Below are 17,793 nucleotides of genomic sequence, written 5' to 3' on the forward strand. Positions count from 1 at the left end.
ACCGGCAGGGACTTCACGACCATTGCCAGCATGGTCGCCGTCGGCCTGGGAATAGCGCTGGTTCCAAAATCTCTCGACTGCCTCAGACTGCCTGGGGTTCAGTACCGCAATATCCGCGGCATCCAGACAATGTCGGAGCTGGCGATTGCTCATCGCAAGAGCGAGCTATCCGCGGCGGTGCGCGCCTTCATCAAATTCAACCGCTCGGCCGTATTCACCCACGAACCATGACGTAACAGCTCCGACGCCTGTTCGGTTCTGGTGTATTCCGTTTGGCGCCGGGCTCTGGTGTCTGGGGCATGCGCGCGGGATCACATTCCTCCGTGATGCGGCTTCTTGCGCATCAGCAGCAAGAAATACGGTGCTCCGATCAGTGTCGCCAGCAAGCCGGCGGGGATTTGGTTGGGGAACAGAAGCCATCGGCCCATCCAGTCCGCTACAGCCATGATCACCGCACCCATGAGGAGCGAGGCCAGCAGATGAGCGCCTGCTTTGCGGAAGCCCACCATCAGCGCCATTTGGGGTGCAAGCAGGCCCACAAAACTCATCGGGCCGACGATCACCGTCGCGGACCCGGTCAATGCGGCGCTCAGCAGAAGCAGAAGCAGCCGGGCGCGCCGGAGATTGATGCCAGCAGCCTGGCTTGCCTCGGGGCCGAGGGGCAGGATATCCAGCCATCGGACGGCACAAAAGGCCAAGGTGAGAAGAACGGCGGCGCAGCCTGCCGCCAACTCAGCCTCGCGCGGCCCCGCCAGGAAGGTTGAACCGGCCAACCAGCGCAAGACCGCGAACATCCGAATGTCCCCGCTGGCCAAGAGGGCGGCAACGATGGCTTGCACACCGCTCCCCAGGGCAATGCCGGTGATCAGCATCGGATAGGGCGCGAAGCTGGATCGGCGCGCCAGAACCATGAGAGCTCCGATGCTCGCAAGCGCGCCTGCTGCCGCCGCAGCCAAGGGCATGAGCGGCCCATAGGAGGGCAGGCTCAGGACAAGGACAGTGATGCCCACGGTGGCCCCGGCGCCGACACCGAGCACCTCGGGGCTGGCCATCTCATTGCCGGTGAGGCGCCGCAGGAGCACCCCGGCGGCAGCGAGCATCATGCCCCCGGCGACCGCCGCCACCATGCGCGGACCTCGCCAATAAAATAGGGCCGCAGCCTCCGACCAACCGCTCCAGGTCATCCCGCCGGCGCCACGCCCGAGAAGGAGGCTCACGATCATCACCAGCGCGAGCAGCAGCATGCCCACCAGGAGCCAGCGTCGGGGATGCGACAGGCGGCCACGGCCGCGGAATGCCTGCGGCGCCATCGGTGCCGCCGCACGCGCATGGGGTACGAGCCACACCAGCAGGGGAGCTCCCAACACGGCGGTCATGGCACCTGCCGGCACTTGCGCGCCTTCGCCGCTGAACCATTGGATGGCCTGATCCACGCCACATAGCAGGATCGCGCCGATCACGGCTGCCAGAAGCAGGCGGGCCCGAACCGTCCGCGCGCCGCAAAGGCGTGCAAGCGTCGGAGCCGCCAGGCCAACGAAGCCGATGATGCCGACAGAGCTGACCACAAGCGTGCTCGCCGCCAACGCAATGCCAATCAGCAGCAATCTCACGCGGCCCGGCGACAGGCCTCGCGCGGCCGCAAAGCCGTCATCGAGCTCAAGCAGCCGCAATGGACGTGCCATCAGGCCCGCAGCAACGCCGGACAGCAAAAGCGCCGGAAGGAGACGCGCAACCACCGACCAGCCTGTCTGGCTGAGTGATCCGCTGCTCCAGATCAACAAGGCGGTCATGCTCTGTTCATGGAACAGCGCCAATGCAGCACCGACGGCTCCGCACGTGAGGCTGACCACAAGGCCGCCGAGCACCACTGCCAGCGGCGACAGACCGCCACCTGCGGCCAGCACGAAAACCAATCCCATTGCCCCCGCCCCCCCGGCGAAGGCGATCCACTCCCGTCCCCAGCGCAAGAGATCCGGCGCGAAGAAGCCCGCCAGCGCAAGCGCGAGATAGGCCCCTGCGGAGACGCCCACCGTGGCGGGTTCCGCCAGCGGATTGCGCAGCACCTGCTGGAAGATCGCGCCTGCCAGCCCCAGCATCGCCCCGCACAGCAGCGCGGCCGCCAGGCGTGGCAGCAGGCCAAAATGAAACAGGACTTGCGCCAGATCGTCGGGCGCGGGAGCAAGGGCGGCACGCATCCACAATGCTGCGGGCAAATGGTGCGCAAAGTTGGCGGTGACGAGCCCAACCACACATAAAAGAAGCAGCGTCGTCACCCGGCTGCCGGTGAGCAGGCGCCAGTGCGGCGCCAGGACTGTCGGGGCCTCATTCACGACTGGACTCGGGACTTCGGCCCAGTTTGGCCGTCGCGAATGCCTCCTGCACGAGGCGCGCAAACCGGAGGGCGCCCGGCAGCGCCGAAGCTGTCGATACGGATGGAATGAAACTCACCCGCCCCCGTCGCGCGAACGGCATCGCCTGCCAGATCGGGCTTTCCATCAGTGCCATCCCGGCTGCTGCGGCGCCGGGCGCTGCCACGCATAGAAGCTCAACATCCGGCAGACCGGCCAATTGCGTCAGGCCGAGGGTCGCCGCTTCGCCATGCGGCACCAATTCGGCGCCGGCATCGATGAGCCCTAACCGGTCGAGGACGTCATGAAACAGGCCGTCGCCACCGAAGATGCGCACATGGCGATCATCCACCAGGCTGGCGACGCATAACGGTCGCCGTTGCCGTCCGGCAAGATGGCGGCGGGCGGCGGCGAGTTGATCGGCGACATCGGCAATGAAGCGTTCGCCCGCCGCGCGCCGACCCAGTTGGTCCGCAAGAGCAAGGGTTTGCTCTTCGGCCCGCCCATAGGGCTTGGGACCCGGCGCTGCCAATGCGAACATCGCCACCGGCGCGATCCTGCGCAGCATCGGCTCAGCGGACCGCAGACCGGGGCCGATGAGAATGAGCCCAGGCGCCATCTGCTGCAAAAGCTCGAAATTGGGGGTGAACAACAACCCCACGTCGACCACGTCGTCCGGCAGCGCCGGCTCGACGACAATGCGGTCGTACCATCGCGGTGCGGGCACGCCGACCGGTTGCAGACCCATCTCCATCAGCGTCGCCGCCAACGCCCAGTCGAGCGTTACGATCTGGCCATCGGATCGCGCGGGGACAGATGCAGCGAAAGACGCCGGCACTGCCATCCCGGCCAAGGCGGCGGCAACCCCGCCCAACAGCGCCCCGCGCCGGCTCATGCCGACACCGCCTCCCGCCGGTACCCACGAGGCGGCGGGCAAATCTGACGTCACCAAGTATACCTCATGCCCGCCAGCACCGTCCGGCCGGTGCCATAAAGGCAGTTCACAGCATTGCTACATTCGGAAACATAGGTCTTGTCGAACAAGTTGCTGGCATTGAGCGTGAACTTCAGGCCCGAGAGCCGGCTCCATTGCTTCCCGAAATCATACTGAAGCGCAGCGTCCACCAGCGTATAACCCGGCACCATGAGCGTGTTGGCCGTATTGCCCGCAGTTTCGCCGACATAGCGCACCCCGCCGCCGAAACCGAAGCCAAGCAAGGGGCCATCCTGGATGGTGTAGAATGCCCAAAGTGAAGCCATCTGGTCCGGCACATTGAGCGGCCTTTTGCCAAGGTCAGTACCGTTGCTCGCCGTCACCTCTGCATGGAGGTAGGTGTAGGAGGCCAAGAGATCGAGGCCGTTGCCGAGGCTGGCTTTGCCTTCCAGCTCTATGCCTTTTGACGTGATTTCGCCGGTCTGCTGGTTGAAGGCTGTGTTGGTGGGATCGACGGTCAGGACGTTCTGCTGGGTGAGGTTGAACACCGCCGCGGTGAAAAGGGCATTCATCCCAACCGGCTGATACTTGATACCGGCTTCATATTGCTGGCCGGTGGTCGGCTGGAAGGCATTGCCATTGATGTCGGTGCCCAGCGTCGGCTGGAACGAGGTGGCATAGCTCACATAAGGCGCCACGCCATTGTCGAAGACATAGTTGAGCCCCGCGCGCCACGTGGCGGCCTCCGGATCTTGGGAGGTGACCTGCGATTTCAGATAATTGGTGGTCTCCGCATTCACCCAGTCCTGCCTGCCGCTCACGGTGAAGACGAAGCCGTCGAACTTGACCTGGTCCTGGGCATAGAGGCCCACCTGGTTCATCACCTGGCTGGTATCAGAGACCGTGGGGGGCGTCGTGATCGCCTGATAATAGACAGGATTGAAGATGTTGATGGATGGCGCCAGAGCCTGGCCCAGGCGCTCGCTGTCCGAGACCCTCTGATAATCCAGACCGAACAAGACCGTATGGGCGAAGGGACCCGTGGTGAAATTTGCCTGCACCTGATTGTCGACAGCCAGATTGTTGATGCTCTCCACGTCCGACAACGCATAGCGGTTCAGCGTGTAATTGTTGGCGCTCAGGGACAACGGCAGCACCTGCTTCACCGTGCCTTCCGTGTTGGTGAAGCGCACATTCTGCCGAACCTGCCAGACATCGTCGAAACGGTGCTCGAAGATGTAGCCGATGGAGGCTTGGTCGCGGCTATTCTCGTTATAATTTGGATCACCCAGGAAGCGGCTGCGCGGTATCTGCCCATAAGGGTTCTGCAAAACCGAGCCGTTGGCCGGCACGAGGCCATAAAGGCCCACGTGGGGATCACTCTGGAGTGTCGCCAGCACCGTCAGCGAGGTGTCGGCGTTGGGCCGCCAGGTGAGAGCAGGCGCGATGTAATAGCGCTCCTCTTTTGTGTAATCCACCTGTGAATCGACCTCGCGTGCAAGGCCGGTGATGCGATAGAGCAATGTTTTGTCTGGATTGACCGGGCCGCTGAAGTCGAACGCCCCCTGCAAGCGGTCAAAATTCCCAGTCTGCACCTGGACCTCGCGGAGCGGCGTATCCAGCGGCCGCTTGCTGACGGCATTCACCAGGCCGCCCGGCGAGGACGCGCCATAGAGGACAGACGCCGGCCCGTGCAGAACCTCCAACCGTTCAAGACCATAAGGCTCGATCTGTGTCACGGTATAACCTGCGCCGCCTCCCACCTTGAGACCATCCAGGAAACGGTCCAGGACGAAACCGCGCGAATACATGATGTCGTAACCGCCGAATGCACTGCGCGTATCGGATGCGACGCCAGAGGTGTACCTCAAAGCCTGCTTGAGATTCTGCGCGTCTTGCTGCTGCATCTGATCCCGGGTAACGACGGAGACCGCTTGCGGCACCTCGACGAGCGGCGTGTCGGTCTTTGAGCCTGTGGCGCTTTGCTTGGCCACATAACCGACCACTGGGCCCCACGCTGTCTCTGCCTGTCCAGAAACGTCGATGGTATCGAGCTTGATGCCCCCCTCCGCCCCGCCAGTGGCCTGCTTGGGATCGACCAGCAGGATGGAATCCCGGCCGCTGATGCGCAGCGTGTACCCTGTGCCCGCCAGCAATTGCGAGACGGCCTGAGGAACGGTCATGGAGCCGGACAGTGGCTTGCTTCGCTGATTGGGCGACAAGGTGAATGGGTAAGCAATGCGCCAGCCGCTCACGGCCCCCACTTCGGCGATCGCGGCTGCCAGCGATTTGGATGAGATATTAAACGCGTAGCTCACAAGGTTCGGTGCCGATGCCGCAACGGCCGCTTGCGCATGCGCGGATTGCGGCGCCGCCATGAAGATGGCGGTTGTGCCCAGAAGGCAGACTGCCAGCATGCGCTTGCGCCGTTGCATCAGCTCCATCATCCGTCCGGCTCCCACCGTCTTGCACGCCGCCACTTTCATGGCCTCATAAGGTCAACGGGTGGCGCAGGCGCCGCCGTGCCTGTCGGCGCACATTTTTCACGGATGCAGACGATGTGTGGCCCGGCTGCTGCAGCCGGAGGGCCGTCTCAATAGAGGATGGTCAGGAACGAGGTCGCGTGAAGGATGCTGCCATCCACCGCTTCGGCGATCGTGGCGAGAGATTCGCCCACATCCGTCAGCGGGAAGGTCCCGGATACACGGCGTTCGGCCAATCCGCTTCGAACAAGGATACGACCGCTTCCATGGCGTTGCAGGGCGGTAGCCACCTCTTCGATTGTAGCGCCCTGGACGACGAGGCGACCGGACATCCAGGACAAGGCGATGTCGGTATCGGCCACTTCCACGCGGCCTGAGTATCCGTCCCTGACGGCCACCTGATGGCCTTGAGAGACCTTGGTGGCAGTCGCGTCCGTGCCGCCCTGAACCTCGACTGCGCCTTCTGTCACCACCACGTCGGTGCGGCGCCCGACGATGTCGATGTTGAACTTGGTGCCGATATCGCGGATCTCATCGCCATTGGCAGCGACGGTGAATACACCGGCACCACCGTGCTGCACCTCGAAATATGCTTCGCCACGGAGCAAACTGACGCGCCGCCGGCCGTGCTGAAAATCAAGCTTCAGGGCCGTGTCCGCTCCAAGCCGCGCCAGGGATCCGTCCGGCAACGTCACCGTGGAGACAACCTGGCGTGAGGTGACAATATCGGCCTGTTGGTTCACCAGCCAGGCCGGGTTGACCAACCAGAGCAGGAGCAATGCGAAGGCCGGCAAAACAGGGGCAAGCGCCCAGCTCCAACGTGGTCGCAGGGAGGGGAAACCCCACCATTGCTTACGGGATTGCGCCGCCAGCTGCCGCGCTGGTGCTTCCAATTGGGCGTAGAGGACACGCGCATCATCATAGGCACGGCGATGACGGGGGTCGGCGTTGAGCCAATCCTCCAGCGCAGCGGCATCCCGCGGTGAGAGGGAGCCGCCCGTCTTCTTCGCCAGCCAAAGCGCGGCAGCGTCCTGATGCGCTTCTGTCGGAGTGTCGCCTGACCTCATATGCTCGCCCGCTCCCTGCGCCGTCACGTCTTCAGGCGCGCAACACTCTTGAGTGCATGCCTACTTCATAACGGGCGAGAGCGAAAATGCCGTGCCTGTCCAACCAAGGAGACCGGCTACTTTGCAGAGGCCGGGTCTGCAAGATAGATCTGGCAATGGCGTAGCGCGCGGGCAATGTGCTTTTCAACGCTGTTGATGGAAATGCCTTGCCGTTCGGCAATTTCGGCATTGGACAAGCCGTGGACACGGCGAAGCAGGAAAATATCCCGACACCGCGGCGACAGGCCCGCCAGAGCGCGGTCGAGTGCGCGCAGTGCCTCCTTTGCTTCCATGCCCAGTTCCGGCGACGGCTCGTGTGTAATGCGCTGCTCCGGAATGATCCCATCCATCAGACGGGCTCTACGGTTCTCGCTCCGGTGGTACTCCAGAGCAGCATTCCGGGCAGACGCGAAGAGGATACGACGATCATCGTCGATGGCCCCCTTCGAACCCGAGGTCAGGACGCGGGTGAAGACGTCCTGCACCAGATCGGCCGCGATGTCTGGATTTCCGACCTGCTTGCGCACCATCGCTATGAGCTGACGGCGGTGGGCAACGAACAGCGTCTCCACAATGCTGCGCCAGGCTGACATCTCTGACCGTTCGCACGCTAAAATGAACCTCGGGGCGCCTTGTCTACCTCCGAGCTTCCAACAGGAAGCTGGCGAGCAAGATCAGCGAATTCAAATACCCTTATCGCAAGGAACATTCCCACGCAACATCAACACTTTAGATGACTTCCAGAATGACACATCCACGTCTCGACATGGAGAACATCGCAGCGCCAACTTTACGTCCTGACTGGAGCCGTCACATCGCCGTCGCCAGTCTTAAAAGGACCGGCCGGCCCAGATCGGCTTTTTATACCGCAGCACCCCCCGTCGGCAGGCCCCCACACACCACTCGGAATATTTGTTTTTTGGACCAAGAGCATGCATCAGGTGCGCAACACCTCGGGTGCGGGAGCATCATGCTGGCGCGATCTTCTGCCGCTCGGCGCGCCCCGTGCGCGGGCCACGGGAGTAAATGTCGCGGCGGCGCGGCTGGTCATCCTGGTGATGACGGCTATTCTGACCGCGACGGCGACGCTCATCGTCGGCCCCCTGAGCTTTGTCGGCCTCATGGCGCCCCACAGGGTGCGGATGGTCGGTGTCCAGCGGCCCTTGCCGCATTTGTTCGCTGCGGCGATGACCGGGGCTCTGATCATGGTTCTGGCGGACTGGCTTGGCCGCAACATGCTGTTTCCCTGGCAGGTCCCGACCGGCCGCATGGCGACGCTCCTCAGGGCGCCTTATGACCTGTGGCTGCTGGGGCGAGGCGGCGCATGAGCGAGGCGTCCTCTTCCCCGCGGGGGCACGATCTGGCGCCCCTGGCGCGGGAGGCGCTGCGCCTTCTGCAACCGTTCCTGGCGTTGGCCGTGTTCGGCACCTTCGTGGGAGCGCTGGGCGGCATCGCCACCGCCTGGCTGCTGGCAACCATCAACGGCGCCCTGCATCAACCCGACGATGCCGCCTGGTCGCTGCTGGCGGGCTTCGCCGGCCTGTGTGCCCTGAGCGTGGGCGGCACCGCCATCGCCGGCACGCTCAACTCCATCATCGGGCAGAAGATCATCGCGGCGCTGCGCAAGGACATTTCCGCGCGCATCCTGCGCGCGCCCGTCGCCACGATCGAGACCTATCGCGCCCATCGCCTGATGGCGGTGCTGACCGGCGATGTGGATACCGTTTCCGCCTTCACCTTCAACTTTTCCGGATATGCCATCGCGCTTGCCACCATCCTGGGGAGCTTTGCCTATCTGCTCATGCTGTCACCGCTGGTGTTCCTTGTGGCTCTGGCCTCGCTGGCCATCGGCATCGGCATCAACATCATCGCCAAGCGCACCTGGATTCGCGACTACGAGGAGGTCCGGGTCGCCCAGGACACCCTGCACAAGCAATACCGGGCCATCACCGAGGGTGCGAAGGAACTGAAGATCAGCCGGCCGCGCCGTAGCCGTGTCCACGGCACCCTTCTGGCGGGGGCGGCGGACCGCATCGCCACGCTCAAGAGCCGGGCCATGCGGCTGTTCTGGATCACCGATGCGGCGGGTTCGGCGGTGTTCTTCGTGGTCATCGGGCTGCTGCTGGCGTTCCGCCACCGCCTCGGCATCGATGCGCAGGTGATCAGCGGGGCGGTGATCGTGCTGCTCTACGTCAAAGGCCCCATCGCCCAGATCGCCGGTGCCTTGCCGGTGCTGGACCAGGCGCGGGTGTCGTTCGCACGCATCGCCGAGCTGTCGGCGGAACTCGACCAGCGCGAGCCGAGCCTGGCCATTGCGGCGGCCGCCGGCAGCGCGGTGACGCCGCAGGCGATCCGGTCGATCGAACTGCGCGGCGTCACCTATGCCTTCCCCGCACGGCCGGGGGCAACCCCCTTCGTCCTGGGGCCCATCGACCTCACGATCCGCGCCGGGGAGATGGTGTTCATCGTCGGCGACAACGGCTCCGGCAAGACGACGCTGATCAAGCTGCTGCTGGGCCTCTATGCCCCGCAGGAGGGCATGATCCTCCTGGAGGGCAAGGCGGTGACGCCGGGCGGGCGTGATGATTATCGTCAGCTCTTCACCACCATCTTTTCCGATTATTATCTGTTCGACGATCTGGTCTACGGCGCCCTGCCCAGCGAGGCGCAGCCGCATCTGGAGCGCCTGGGCATCGCTCACAAGGTGCGGGTCGAGGGCGAGCGTTTTTCCACCACCGACCTGTCCACCGGCCAGCGCAAGCGCCTGGCCTTGGTGCATGCCTATCTGGAGCATCGGCCGGTGATCGTCACCGACGAATGGGCGGCCGACCAGGACCCGGACTTCCGCCGCGCCTTTTACGAGGACTTGCTCCCCGGCCTGAAGGCGCAAGGCAAGACGCTGATCGTGATCTCCCATGACGACCGCTATTTCGGCATCGCGGACCGCATCCTGCGCATGAAGGAGGGGCAGCTGGTCGTCGACGCCCCACCCGGCGCAGTGTTGCCGGTGACATCTGATGAAGACGCATCCTCTGACGCCCGGTGATCTTGAACGCGACGCTTCCCTTTCCCCTTTCCCGCCCGCGGCCATAAAGTCGGCCGACGGCCATTCTCAGGCGAACCTTCGGAGCCGATGATGATCCCCCTCCTCGAACGCGCCTTCGCCGCGGCTGAACCCACCCGGCTGTCCGCTGATGCCCTCTCGATGTTCACCCTCGACGCCGTGAGCTTCGCCATTCCCGAGCGGGTGCTGCTGGAGCCGCTCACGCTCGCTTTGCCCGCACGGCGCGTGGTCGGGCTGATCGGGCATAATGGGTCCGGCAAATCCACCTTGCTGAAGCTGCTGGCGCGCCAGCAGCCGGCCACCTCAGGCACCATCCAGTTCGAGGGCAAGGCGCTCAAGGATTGGGGCGACCGGCCCTTCGCCCGCAAGGTGGCCTACCTGCCGCAGCAGACGCCGCCGGCATCGGGCATGCTGGTAAAGGAACTGGTGGCGCTGGGCCGCTATCCCTGGCACGGCGCGCTCGGCCGCTTCGGCCAGACGGATCGCGACAAGGTGGCCGAAGCCATGGTGCTCACCGACGTGGAGATGTTCGCCGACCGCCTCGTCGATACGCTGTCGGGCGGCGAGCGCCAGCGCGTCTGGCTGGCCATGCTGGTGGCCCAGGATGCGGAATGCCTGCTGCTGGACGAGCCGATTTCCGCCCTGGACGTGGCGCACCAGATGGAGGTCCTGGCCCTGGTCCACCGGCTGTCGGCGGAACGCGGGATCGGCGTCGTGGTGGTGCTGCACGACGTCAACATGGCGGCGCGCTTCTGCGACGAGATCATTGCCCTTCACGGCGGCAGGCTGATCGCCCGTGGCGCGCCCGAGGCCATCATGACCGAAGCGGAACTGGAAGCGATCTACGGCATTCCCATGGGGGTGATGCCCCATCCGGACACGGGCAAGCCCATCAGCTTCGTCCGCTGAGCAGTGACTCAGTTGGTGGCGCCCCCTCGCGACACCAGTTGGCCCCACCGGTCAGGGAAACAGAACGCGCAGCCATCATCGTCGCCTCGCGAGCAGCCAGAGGAAGATAGGGCCGCCGATGAGCGCGGAGACCAAACCGGCCGGCACCTGCCATGGGAAGATCAGGTTCCGGCCGATGAAATCCGCTGCCGCCAGCAGGCCCGCGCCGGTGATGGCGCTCGCGCAGATCTGCTGCAGCGGCCGCGCGATGCCGGCGCTGCGCACCATGTGCGGGGCGATCAAGCCGACGAAGCTCAGGGGACCGACGATCAGCGTCGCGACGGCGGTGGCGCTCGCCGTCAGCAGGAGCAGCATCACGCGCGCCCACCGCGATGCGACGCCGAGCCCGCGCGCTCCGGCCGCTCCCAGTGGCAGGATGTCGAGCCAGCGCACTGTCAGGGATGAGCAGGCGATCACCATCGCCGCCGCTCCGAGACAGAGCATGGCGTCGGCGAAGGTGACGCGATAGGTGGAGCCGGACATCCAGGCGAGCAACGCGGAGGCGCGCGGATCTCCACTGGCGAGCAGCACGGAGGCGCAAGCGCTGAACAGCGTGGCGAGCGCCATGCCCCCGAGCAGAATGCGGGCGGGCGCAGCGGCACCGCCGCTCAGCAGCAGGACGACGCCAAATGCGGCAGCGGCCCCCGCCAGCGCCGCGCCGGTCATCGCCCCGGCCGGCAGGGATGGCGATGCGAAGAACAGCAGCACCACGCCCAGGGCCGCGCCGGGCCCGACGCCGAGCACCTCCGGGCTCGCCATGGGATGGCCGGTCATGCGCTGCATGAGCACGCCCGCCACCCCGAGCATGGCGCCGGCCCCGGCCGCGGCGAGCACCCGCGGCAGGCGGAGTCCGATCACGTCTACCGAAGCCGCCTGCCATCCGCCGACACCCTTCCCCCAGAGCAGCGACATCGCCACAAGAAGCCCCAGCCCGACCGTAAGTGCGAACAGGACCGCGGCGGGCCGCGCCACGCGTGCACCGCCATGGGCGGCGGCGGGCAAGGGCTCGCCCGCGGCCCCGCGCCGGTGCAGCACCAGGATGAGCAGGAGCGGCGCGCCGAGGAGGGCGGCGGCGCTGCCGGTGGGCAGGCTCCCCCTGAACACGGCCGGCTGCTGGACGATCTGGTCCGTGAGCCAGAGCAGCAGGGCGCCGAGCAGCCCCGCCCAGATCAAACCCTGCCGCAAAGTTCGCGCGCCCATGAGCCGCGCCAGATTGGCAGCGGCAAGCCCCACGAAGCCGATGACCCCCACTGCGCTCACGCAGGACGCGGCCAGCGCGACAGCGATCAGCAGCACCACGCCGCGCAACAGGCGCACTGGCACGCCGAGCGCCCCCGCCTGTTCGTCGCCCAGCGCCAGCGTCTCCAACGGGCGGCGGATGGCGAACAAAAAAATGGCGAGCAAACAGAGGCGCGGCAGGAGGGACAGCACGTTGCCCCAGCCACTCTGCACCATCGCGCCACTTTGCCAGATGAAGAGGCCGGTCAGGGTCTCATGGTTCAGGATGGCCAGCGCCGCCCCTGCCGAACCGCACAACAGGCTCACGGTGAGCCCCGTGAGAATGATGGATGTGGAGGAGAAGCCGGTTCGCCGTGCGAGCGTCAGCACCAGCAGGGCGGCGCCTCCCGCGCCGGCCAGGGCGACGGCCTCCTGCCCGTGATCGAGGAGGTCCGGGGCGAACACCGAGCAAAGGGCAAGCGCCAGATAGGCGCCGGGAGCGACCCCGAGCGTCCCGCTGTCCGCCAGCGGCGTGCGCAGCACGCGCTGGAACAGCACCGCCGCAATGCCGAGGCTCGCCCCCACCAGCCAGCAGACGACGATGCGCGGCACGGCCATGTCCGCGAAGACCAGCGCCGGCACATCCCGCCGGGTGCCGGCCAGAGCGCCGGCCCATTCTGCCGCCGGCAGAAGGGCAATGAGATGCGCGACGCTCAGCACCAGCGCGGCCAGCGCGAGCCCCGCGGCGAGGCACGGCAGCAGGCTCAGGCCCGGGCCTGCCGGACGCCGCAGGACGCTAGCCACGGGCGGGTTGCGCCAGGGCGCCATGGAGCAGGCGCGCGCAGCGCCAGGCGGATGGGATGCCGCCGAGGGCATAGAAGGGCGCGATGGCGCGGACCCGTCCTTCGCGGACCATGGGCAGCGTCTGCCACAGCGTGCTGCGGGCCAGCGCGCGCTCGGCCCGCCGCGTGCGCTGGCCCTGGTCGAGATAGAGCAGCACGGCATCGGGCGAGGCTGCCAGTTCGGCGAGATCGACCAGCGCGTTGCCGAAGACGGACGTCGGGCGTGTCAGTGCATTGCGCAGGCCGAGCCGAAGCATGAGCGGCTGCACCCAACTGCCTGGACCATAGAGGAAGATCTGCGTGCCGGCCTCGTGCAGCACGCCCACATACACGGGGCGCTCCCGCGCTCGATCCGGCATCGCCCGCGCCAAGTCGTCGAGCGAGCTTTCGAAGGTCGCGAGATAGGCTTCGGCCTTAACCTCGCGGCCAAGGCGTGCGGACAGGGTGCGCAAGGCGGTGCGGGCATTCTCCAGCGGATCGGTGCGCGGCACGATGATGGAGACGATTTCGATGGGCGCGATGCCGCCCAGCACGCCCCTCAGGTTCGCCTGCCAGTTGGAGACGAGGATCAGGTCGGGCCGGAGCGCGGTCAGCAGTTCCACGTTCGGCTCCGCGCGCGAGCCAAGATCCGGCACCCCCGCCGGCAGGGCGATGTCCGGCAGCCATTCCCGGTAGGTTGCAGCATCCGATACGGCAAGCGGCACGGCGCCGAAGGCCAGCAGGCTCTCCGCCCCCGCCCAATCCACCGCCGCCACGTGGGGCATGGCCCCTGCGTGGGCGAGGTCAGGCAGCGGGCACAGCACCGCCGACAGGAGCCCCGCAAGGCAGATCCTGCGGCTCAGTCCCTCCCCGCCGGCCCGCATGCGTTGGCGCCCCCCGCGCCGGATCAAAAATCGAACGTGGTCGAGACCAGGTAGGTGCGCGGCGCGCCGCGCGCGAGGCCGAAGCTGGAGGAGGCCGCAGCCCAGTAGCTCGCGTTGAACACGTTCTCGACGTTGGCGCGGATGGTGACGGGCTTGCCGCCCGGACGCTCGAACACATAGCGCGCGCCCACATCCGTGCGGTTCCAGTCGGGAATGCTCTGGATGTTGTCCACACTGGCATATTGCGAGGAAGTGTAGATATAGCGCCCGGTCAGGGTGAGGCCCTTCAGGAAGGGCAGATCCCATTCCGCGCCGATGTTGAGCTGGACATCGGGAATGCCTACGGCAGCGTTGCCATTATAAACGTCACCGGCGGTCTTGGTCTGCACGCCGTCCATGAAGGCGACGCCACCCAGGACGCGCAATTGCTCGGTCAGCGCACCGAAGACGTTCAGCTCGATCCCCCGGTTCCTAACTTCGCCATCCACGTCGTAATAATTGGTGGTGGTGTTGAGAATGCCGTTGGGCTGTTCGATCTGGAAGGCACTCAGCGTGGCCGTGACCCGCCCGAAGTCCACCTTCACGCCCGCCTCATATTGCTTCGACTGGATGGGCGCGAAGATCTGGCCCACATTGGTCGCGCCCGCTGGCGCTACCGGCCCCTGGCTGAGGCCTTCCACATAATTGGCGTAGAGGGAGACCTTCTCCCATGGCTTGACCACGATGCCCACCGCCGGGGTGACGGCGTCCGCATCATAGCGCGAGGTGCGCGCACCCGTGGTGGAGCTCCAGCCTTCCTGCAAGACGCTCTGGTAGCGCGCGCCGAGAATGAGCTGCACACGGTCCTGGAAGGCATAGACACTGTCCGCCACCGCAGCGCTGGACAGGGTAGACGTGCTCGTCTTCGGCGCTGACGAGGCGCGGCCGGCAAGGTTCGGCGGGGCGACCACCGGCGGCGCGTAGATGTTGCCGCGATAGGTGGCGACCACGGGCGCGACCACGCCAAGCTCGCTCTGCAAGCCGGAATAGCTCACCACCAGTTCGTGCCGCAGTTCGCCGGTCTGGAAATTGGCCCGCACGCCGGTTTCGCCGGTGATCGTCGAATTGTTGCTCGGCTGGTAATAGACGTTGGCGTCGAACGCCCCGTAGGAATTGGTCAGATAGCTGAAGTTGTAGAGGCCGAGGAAGTCGTTCTTGCGGCCCCCTAGAGTTGCATAGACGGTGATATTGTCGGTGATATCCACCTCGGCCCGCACGATGCCGAGAAGATCCTTGCCGTCCGCGAAGTAATAGCTCTGCCCGAGGTTTGCCGAGGCTGAAGGCGCGGCGGGCACCGGGACCGCCCCCGCCCGAACATATACCGGGCGGCTCGGGTTATCGGCATAGTTCTTCTGATAGATGATGTCCGCCGAGAAGCGCGCGCGATCATTGCGGGCATCAAGCGCCAAGGCGGCTTGGCCCAGTTCGTTGCTCTGGCCATCCACCGGGGCGTCGCCATTGCTGTAGGCGCCGTTCACCCGCACGCCGAACTGCTTGTCGTCGCCATAGCGCCGGGAGACGTCGAAGCCGCCGCCGAACTGGCTGTTCGAGGCATAACCGAGCGTCAGCCGGGTGATGTCGTCGGCCGTCGCATGCTTGGTGGTGAGGTTGACCGTGCCGCCGACGCTGCCGCCGGGCGGCATGCCCATGATGAAAGCACTCGGACCCTTGAGGATTTCCACCCGCTCCACCCAGGCCGTGCCCGCCATCTGATAGGGCACGAGGCCGTAGAGGCCATTGATCGCGATGTCAGTATTGGCGACCGGGAAGCCCCGAATGACGAACTGATTGGAATAGCTGCCATCCGCCCAGGTGGTGCGCACCGAGGGATCGTTCTTCGTCACGTCGGCGATAGTGCGCGCCTGCTGGTCGGTAATGGTCTTCGATGTGTAGGAAATGACGTTGAAGGGCGCGTCCATGAAGTCGCGATTGCCGAGGATGCCGAGGCGGTCGCCGGTGGCCACCTGCCCGCCGGCATAAGGCGGCGGCAGCGCATTGCCTTCCACGTCCACCGTTTCAAGTGCGATTTCCCCACCGGCGGCAGCACGGCCATCCGGTCCGGTGACTGCCGGATCGAAGATGCGCACCACATTGGCTCCGCTGAAGCTGTAGCTGAGGCTGGTGCCCTCCAGCAGCCGCCCCACCGCCTGCGCTCCGGTCATCTGGCCGCTCACGCCGCGCGTCTGCTTTCCCGTTGTCAGGCTGCTGGGATAGAGCATGCGCAGGTTCGCCTGGCGCCCGAGGTTCAAGATACCGCCTTCCAGCGGCCCTGCCGGTACCGATAAGGCGAGGCTCGGGCCGGCGGCAGTGGACGCTGCACTTACCTGCGCCCGTGCCAGCATAGTGGAGGACAGGAGCCAGAGACCCGCCAGCGCCACACCCGCCACTGCGGAACGTTCTCGTCTGAAACCCGCCATCCCGATCTCCCCACCTTCTCCATCGGGAGGCCTCACACGCCTCCTGATGACTAAGAGCGGAAAGCGGGCCACCTCCTGACGTGCCCGGTGCACTTTTTTAGCGGGAGCCGACCAGCACCATCATGCCTGTGACGCGGGTGATGCGGACGGGCAGGCTTTCGCCCAGCACAGCCAGGGCCTCGTCCGTATCGGCCAGATCGAAGATGCCGGAGACCTTCTGGTTGGCCGCGGCCTCGTCGAGGATGATGATCTCACCGTGCCGGTAGCGGCGCAGCGTCGCCAGGACGTCGCGCAGGGGCTGGCCGGAAAAGACCAGCTTGCCTTGGCGCCATGCGGTGTCGCTGGCCACATCGGAGCGGCTGACCGACAGGCGGTCCCCGCCGGAAATTCGGGCCACGTCGCCAGGGCCGAGGATCACGCGGTCCTGCGCGTGCACCACCGCCACGCGCCCCTCCTCCACACTGACATCACCGGCCATGTCGCCATCGGCGCGGCGCATGGCAAACTGGGTGCCGAGAGCGGTGGCGTTCAACACCCCATCGTCCACCACAAAGGGCCGCGTGGGATTTTTGGCGACGGTGAAGAAGGCCTCGCCCCGCAGCAGCAGGACACGCCGCTCGGCAGCCGTATAACGCACCGCGATCGCGCTGTCCGTATTGAGATCGACCCGTGTGCCGTCGTCGAGCGTGATGCGCCTCACTTCGCCCACGGCCGTATAGTGATCCGCCCGCAGGCGATCCAGAAACCCCATCCGGTAGGCGGTGGTCGCCAGCCCTGCGATGACGCCGAGGGCGACGATGTTGCCGATGGCAGCGCGGCGGGAGAGCACCGGCTTGCGGCCCTCAGGCTCCAGCGGCACGTGCTTGAGGTCGGCCCAGAGGGAACGGAGTTCCTCGAATGCAGCCCCATGCGACGGGCTCATGCGCACCCAGGCGGCGAAGTTCCGGCGGTCCTGCTCGGTCGCGTCGCTCGACTGGAGGCGCGCGACCCATCCTGCCGCCGCCTCGGCGACGCGGTCCTCGTCGGCTTGATGTGCGGCGTCCGCCATGTGGGTTTCCTGCACGCCGACGACACGTCCCGGTCCGCCGGCCGGCTCAGATGGAAAGCTCGCCCCGCACCTTGCGGCAAGCCAGCAGCGCGCGGATGATATGCTTTTCCACCATGTTCCGCGAGATGCCGAGACGGGTGGCGATGTCGCCATTCGGCAGGCCGTGCAGGCGGCTCAGAATGAACACCGCCTGGCAGCGGTTGGGCAGTTGGTGGATGGCGCGCGCCATGAGCACCAGACCCTGGCGAGCGGCGACAATGCGCTCCTGGCCGGGCGTGTCATCGGCGGCGTCGAGGCCGGCGGCCTCGGGGACGAAGAGCCCCGCATCCGCCACCCTTCGTGCCGTTACGCCGCACGCGACAGATCGAGCAACCTGGAACAGGTAGGCTTGCGGATTCTCGATGATGGTGGTCGGCGGCAGCGCCAGCATGCGCAGAAACGTTTCCTGCGTCGCATCGGCAGCATCCTCCCGATTGCGCAGCC

At 66.0% G+C, this 17,793-nt stretch carries 14 protein-coding genes; 4 read left to right on the plus strand and 10 right to left on the minus strand.

All coding sequences use genetic code 11. The features are described 5' to 3' along the window. Positions 1 to 231 (plus strand): LysR substrate-binding domain-containing protein (locus tag AAG816_RS25900; RefSeq protein ID WP_341992603.1); only part of this gene is annotated, 231 nt, incomplete at its 5' end. A gap of 80 nt (positions 232 to 311) precedes the next feature. Here AAG816_RS25900 and fhuB (AAG816_RS25905) read toward each other — a convergent pair. The 5 genes from fhuB (AAG816_RS25905) to AAG816_RS25925 all read right to left on the minus strand — a co-directional run bounded on the left by fhuB (AAG816_RS25905) (position 312) and on the right by AAG816_RS25925 (position 7,464). Next, positions 312 to 2,330 (minus strand): Fe(3+)-hydroxamate ABC transporter permease FhuB, encoded by a 2,019-nt coding sequence (fhuB, locus tag AAG816_RS25905; protein WP_341992604.1) that lies wholly within the window; start codon positions 2,328 to 2,330, stop codon positions 312 to 314. Continuing rightward, complete coding sequence (locus AAG816_RS25910; protein WP_341992605.1) at positions 2,323 to 3,243, minus strand: ABC transporter substrate-binding protein; 921 nt, start codon at positions 3,241 to 3,243, stop codon at positions 2,323 to 2,325. The genes fhuB (AAG816_RS25905) and AAG816_RS25910 overlap by 8 nt, the downstream gene beginning before the upstream one ends. Positions 3,244 to 3,293: 50 nt before the next feature. After that, a complete protein-coding gene (locus tag AAG816_RS25915) occupies positions 3,294 to 5,729 on the minus strand; it encodes a TonB-dependent siderophore receptor (protein ID WP_341992606.1) in 2,436 nt (811 codons plus the stop codon). 146 nt (positions 5,730 to 5,875) lie between these two features. Continuing rightward, positions 5,876 to 6,832: a FecR domain-containing protein gene (locus tag AAG816_RS25920; RefSeq protein ID WP_341992607.1), complete on the minus strand. Its 957-nt coding sequence runs from the start codon at positions 6,830 to 6,832 to the stop codon at positions 5,876 to 5,878. A 116-nt stretch (positions 6,833 to 6,948) separates the two neighbouring features. After that, entirely contained in the window at positions 6,949 to 7,464 is a 516-nt protein-coding gene (locus tag AAG816_RS25925; RefSeq protein WP_341992608.1) for a sigma-70 family RNA polymerase sigma factor, read from the minus strand. A 339-nt stretch (positions 7,465 to 7,803) separates the two neighbouring features. On the opposite strand from AAG816_RS25925, the gene AAG816_RS25930 reads away from it, so the two are divergent. From AAG816_RS25930 to AAG816_RS25940, 3 genes are all read left to right on the plus strand, one after another. Continuing rightward, positions 7,804 to 8,199, plus strand: a complete 396-nt coding sequence (locus tag AAG816_RS25930) for an iron chelate uptake ABC transporter family permease subunit (RefSeq protein WP_341992609.1) — start codon at positions 7,804 to 7,806, stop codon at positions 8,197 to 8,199. Further along, positions 8,196 to 9,917 (plus strand): cyclic peptide export ABC transporter, encoded by a 1,722-nt coding sequence (locus AAG816_RS25935; protein WP_341992610.1) that lies wholly within the window; start codon positions 8,196 to 8,198, stop codon positions 9,915 to 9,917. The genes AAG816_RS25930 and AAG816_RS25935 overlap by 4 nt, the downstream gene beginning before the upstream one ends. A 159-nt stretch (positions 9,918 to 10,076) precedes the next feature. Next, positions 10,077 to 10,844, plus strand: coding sequence for an ATP-binding cassette domain-containing protein (locus tag AAG816_RS25940; protein WP_341992616.1), 768 nt, complete (start codon positions 10,077 to 10,079; stop codon positions 10,842 to 10,844). A 75-nt stretch (positions 10,845 to 10,919) separates the two neighbouring features. Here AAG816_RS25940 and fhuB (AAG816_RS25945) read toward each other — a convergent pair whose 3' ends face one another. From fhuB (AAG816_RS25945) to AAG816_RS25965, 5 genes are all read right to left on the minus strand, one after another. After that, a complete protein-coding gene (gene fhuB / locus AAG816_RS25945; RefSeq protein ID WP_341992611.1) occupies positions 10,920 to 12,905 on the minus strand; it encodes a Fe(3+)-hydroxamate ABC transporter permease FhuB in 1,986 nt (661 codons plus the stop codon). Further along, complete coding sequence (locus tag AAG816_RS25950; protein WP_341992612.1) at positions 12,898 to 13,806, minus strand: ABC transporter substrate-binding protein; 909 nt, start codon at positions 13,804 to 13,806, stop codon at positions 12,898 to 12,900. Before AAG816_RS25950 ends, fhuB (AAG816_RS25945) begins: the two co-directional genes overlap by 8 nt. Positions 13,807 to 13,829: 23 nt before the next feature. Next, on the minus strand, positions 13,830 to 16,094 hold the full coding sequence (locus AAG816_RS25955) for a TonB-dependent receptor (RefSeq protein WP_341992613.1): 2,265 nt from the start codon (positions 16,092 to 16,094) through the stop codon (positions 13,830 to 13,832). 265 nt (positions 16,095 to 16,359) lie between these two features. Beyond that, positions 16,360 to 17,310: a FecR family protein gene (locus AAG816_RS25960; RefSeq protein WP_341992614.1), complete on the minus strand. Its 951-nt coding sequence runs from the start codon at positions 17,308 to 17,310 to the stop codon at positions 16,360 to 16,362. Positions 17,311 to 17,356: 46 nt separating this feature from the next. Beyond that, complete coding sequence (locus AAG816_RS25965) at positions 17,357 to 17,791, minus strand: sigma-70 family RNA polymerase sigma factor (protein WP_341992615.1); 435 nt, start codon at positions 17,789 to 17,791, stop codon at positions 17,357 to 17,359. Between the last annotated feature and the right edge of the window lie 2 nt (positions 17,792 to 17,793).

This window comes from Azorhizobium sp. AG788 (assembly GCF_943371865.1).
Classification (GTDB): Bacteria; Pseudomonadota; Alphaproteobacteria; order Rhizobiales; family Xanthobacteraceae; genus Azorhizobium.

What these genes read in the sequence shown, in the direction of transcription:
- AAG816_RS25960 (WP_341992614.1), bottom strand. Translation starts at nt 17,310, where the DNA reads ATGGCGGACGCCGCACATCAAGCCGACGAGGACCGCGTCGCCGAGGCG.
- AAG816_RS25910 (WP_341992605.1), bottom strand. Translation starts at nt 3,243, where the DNA reads ATGAGCCGGCGCGGGGCGCTGTTGGGCGGGGTTGCCGCCGCCTTGGCC.
- AAG816_RS25920 (WP_341992607.1), bottom strand. Translation starts at nt 6,832, where the DNA reads ATGAGGTCAGGCGACACTCCGACAGAAGCGCATCAGGACGCTGCCGCG.
- AAG816_RS25950 (WP_341992612.1), bottom strand. Translation starts at nt 13,806, where the DNA reads ATGCGGGCCGGCGGGGAGGGACTGAGCCGCAGGATCTGCCTTGCGGGG.
- AAG816_RS25940 (WP_341992616.1), top strand. Translation starts at nt 10,077, where the DNA reads ATGTTCACCCTCGACGCCGTGAGCTTCGCCATTCCCGAGCGGGTGCTG.
- AAG816_RS25915 (WP_341992606.1), bottom strand. Translation starts at nt 5,729, where the DNA reads ATGATGGAGCTGATGCAACGGCGCAAGCGCATGCTGGCAGTCTGCCTT.
- AAG816_RS25925 (WP_341992608.1), bottom strand. Translation starts at nt 7,464, where the DNA reads ATGTCAGCCTGGCGCAGCATTGTGGAGACGCTGTTCGTTGCCCACCGC.
- AAG816_RS25930 (WP_341992609.1), top strand. Translation starts at nt 7,804, where the DNA reads ATGCATCAGGTGCGCAACACCTCGGGTGCGGGAGCATCATGCTGGCGC.
- AAG816_RS25935 (WP_341992610.1), top strand. Translation starts at nt 8,196, where the DNA reads ATGAGCGAGGCGTCCTCTTCCCCGCGGGGGCACGATCTGGCGCCCCTG.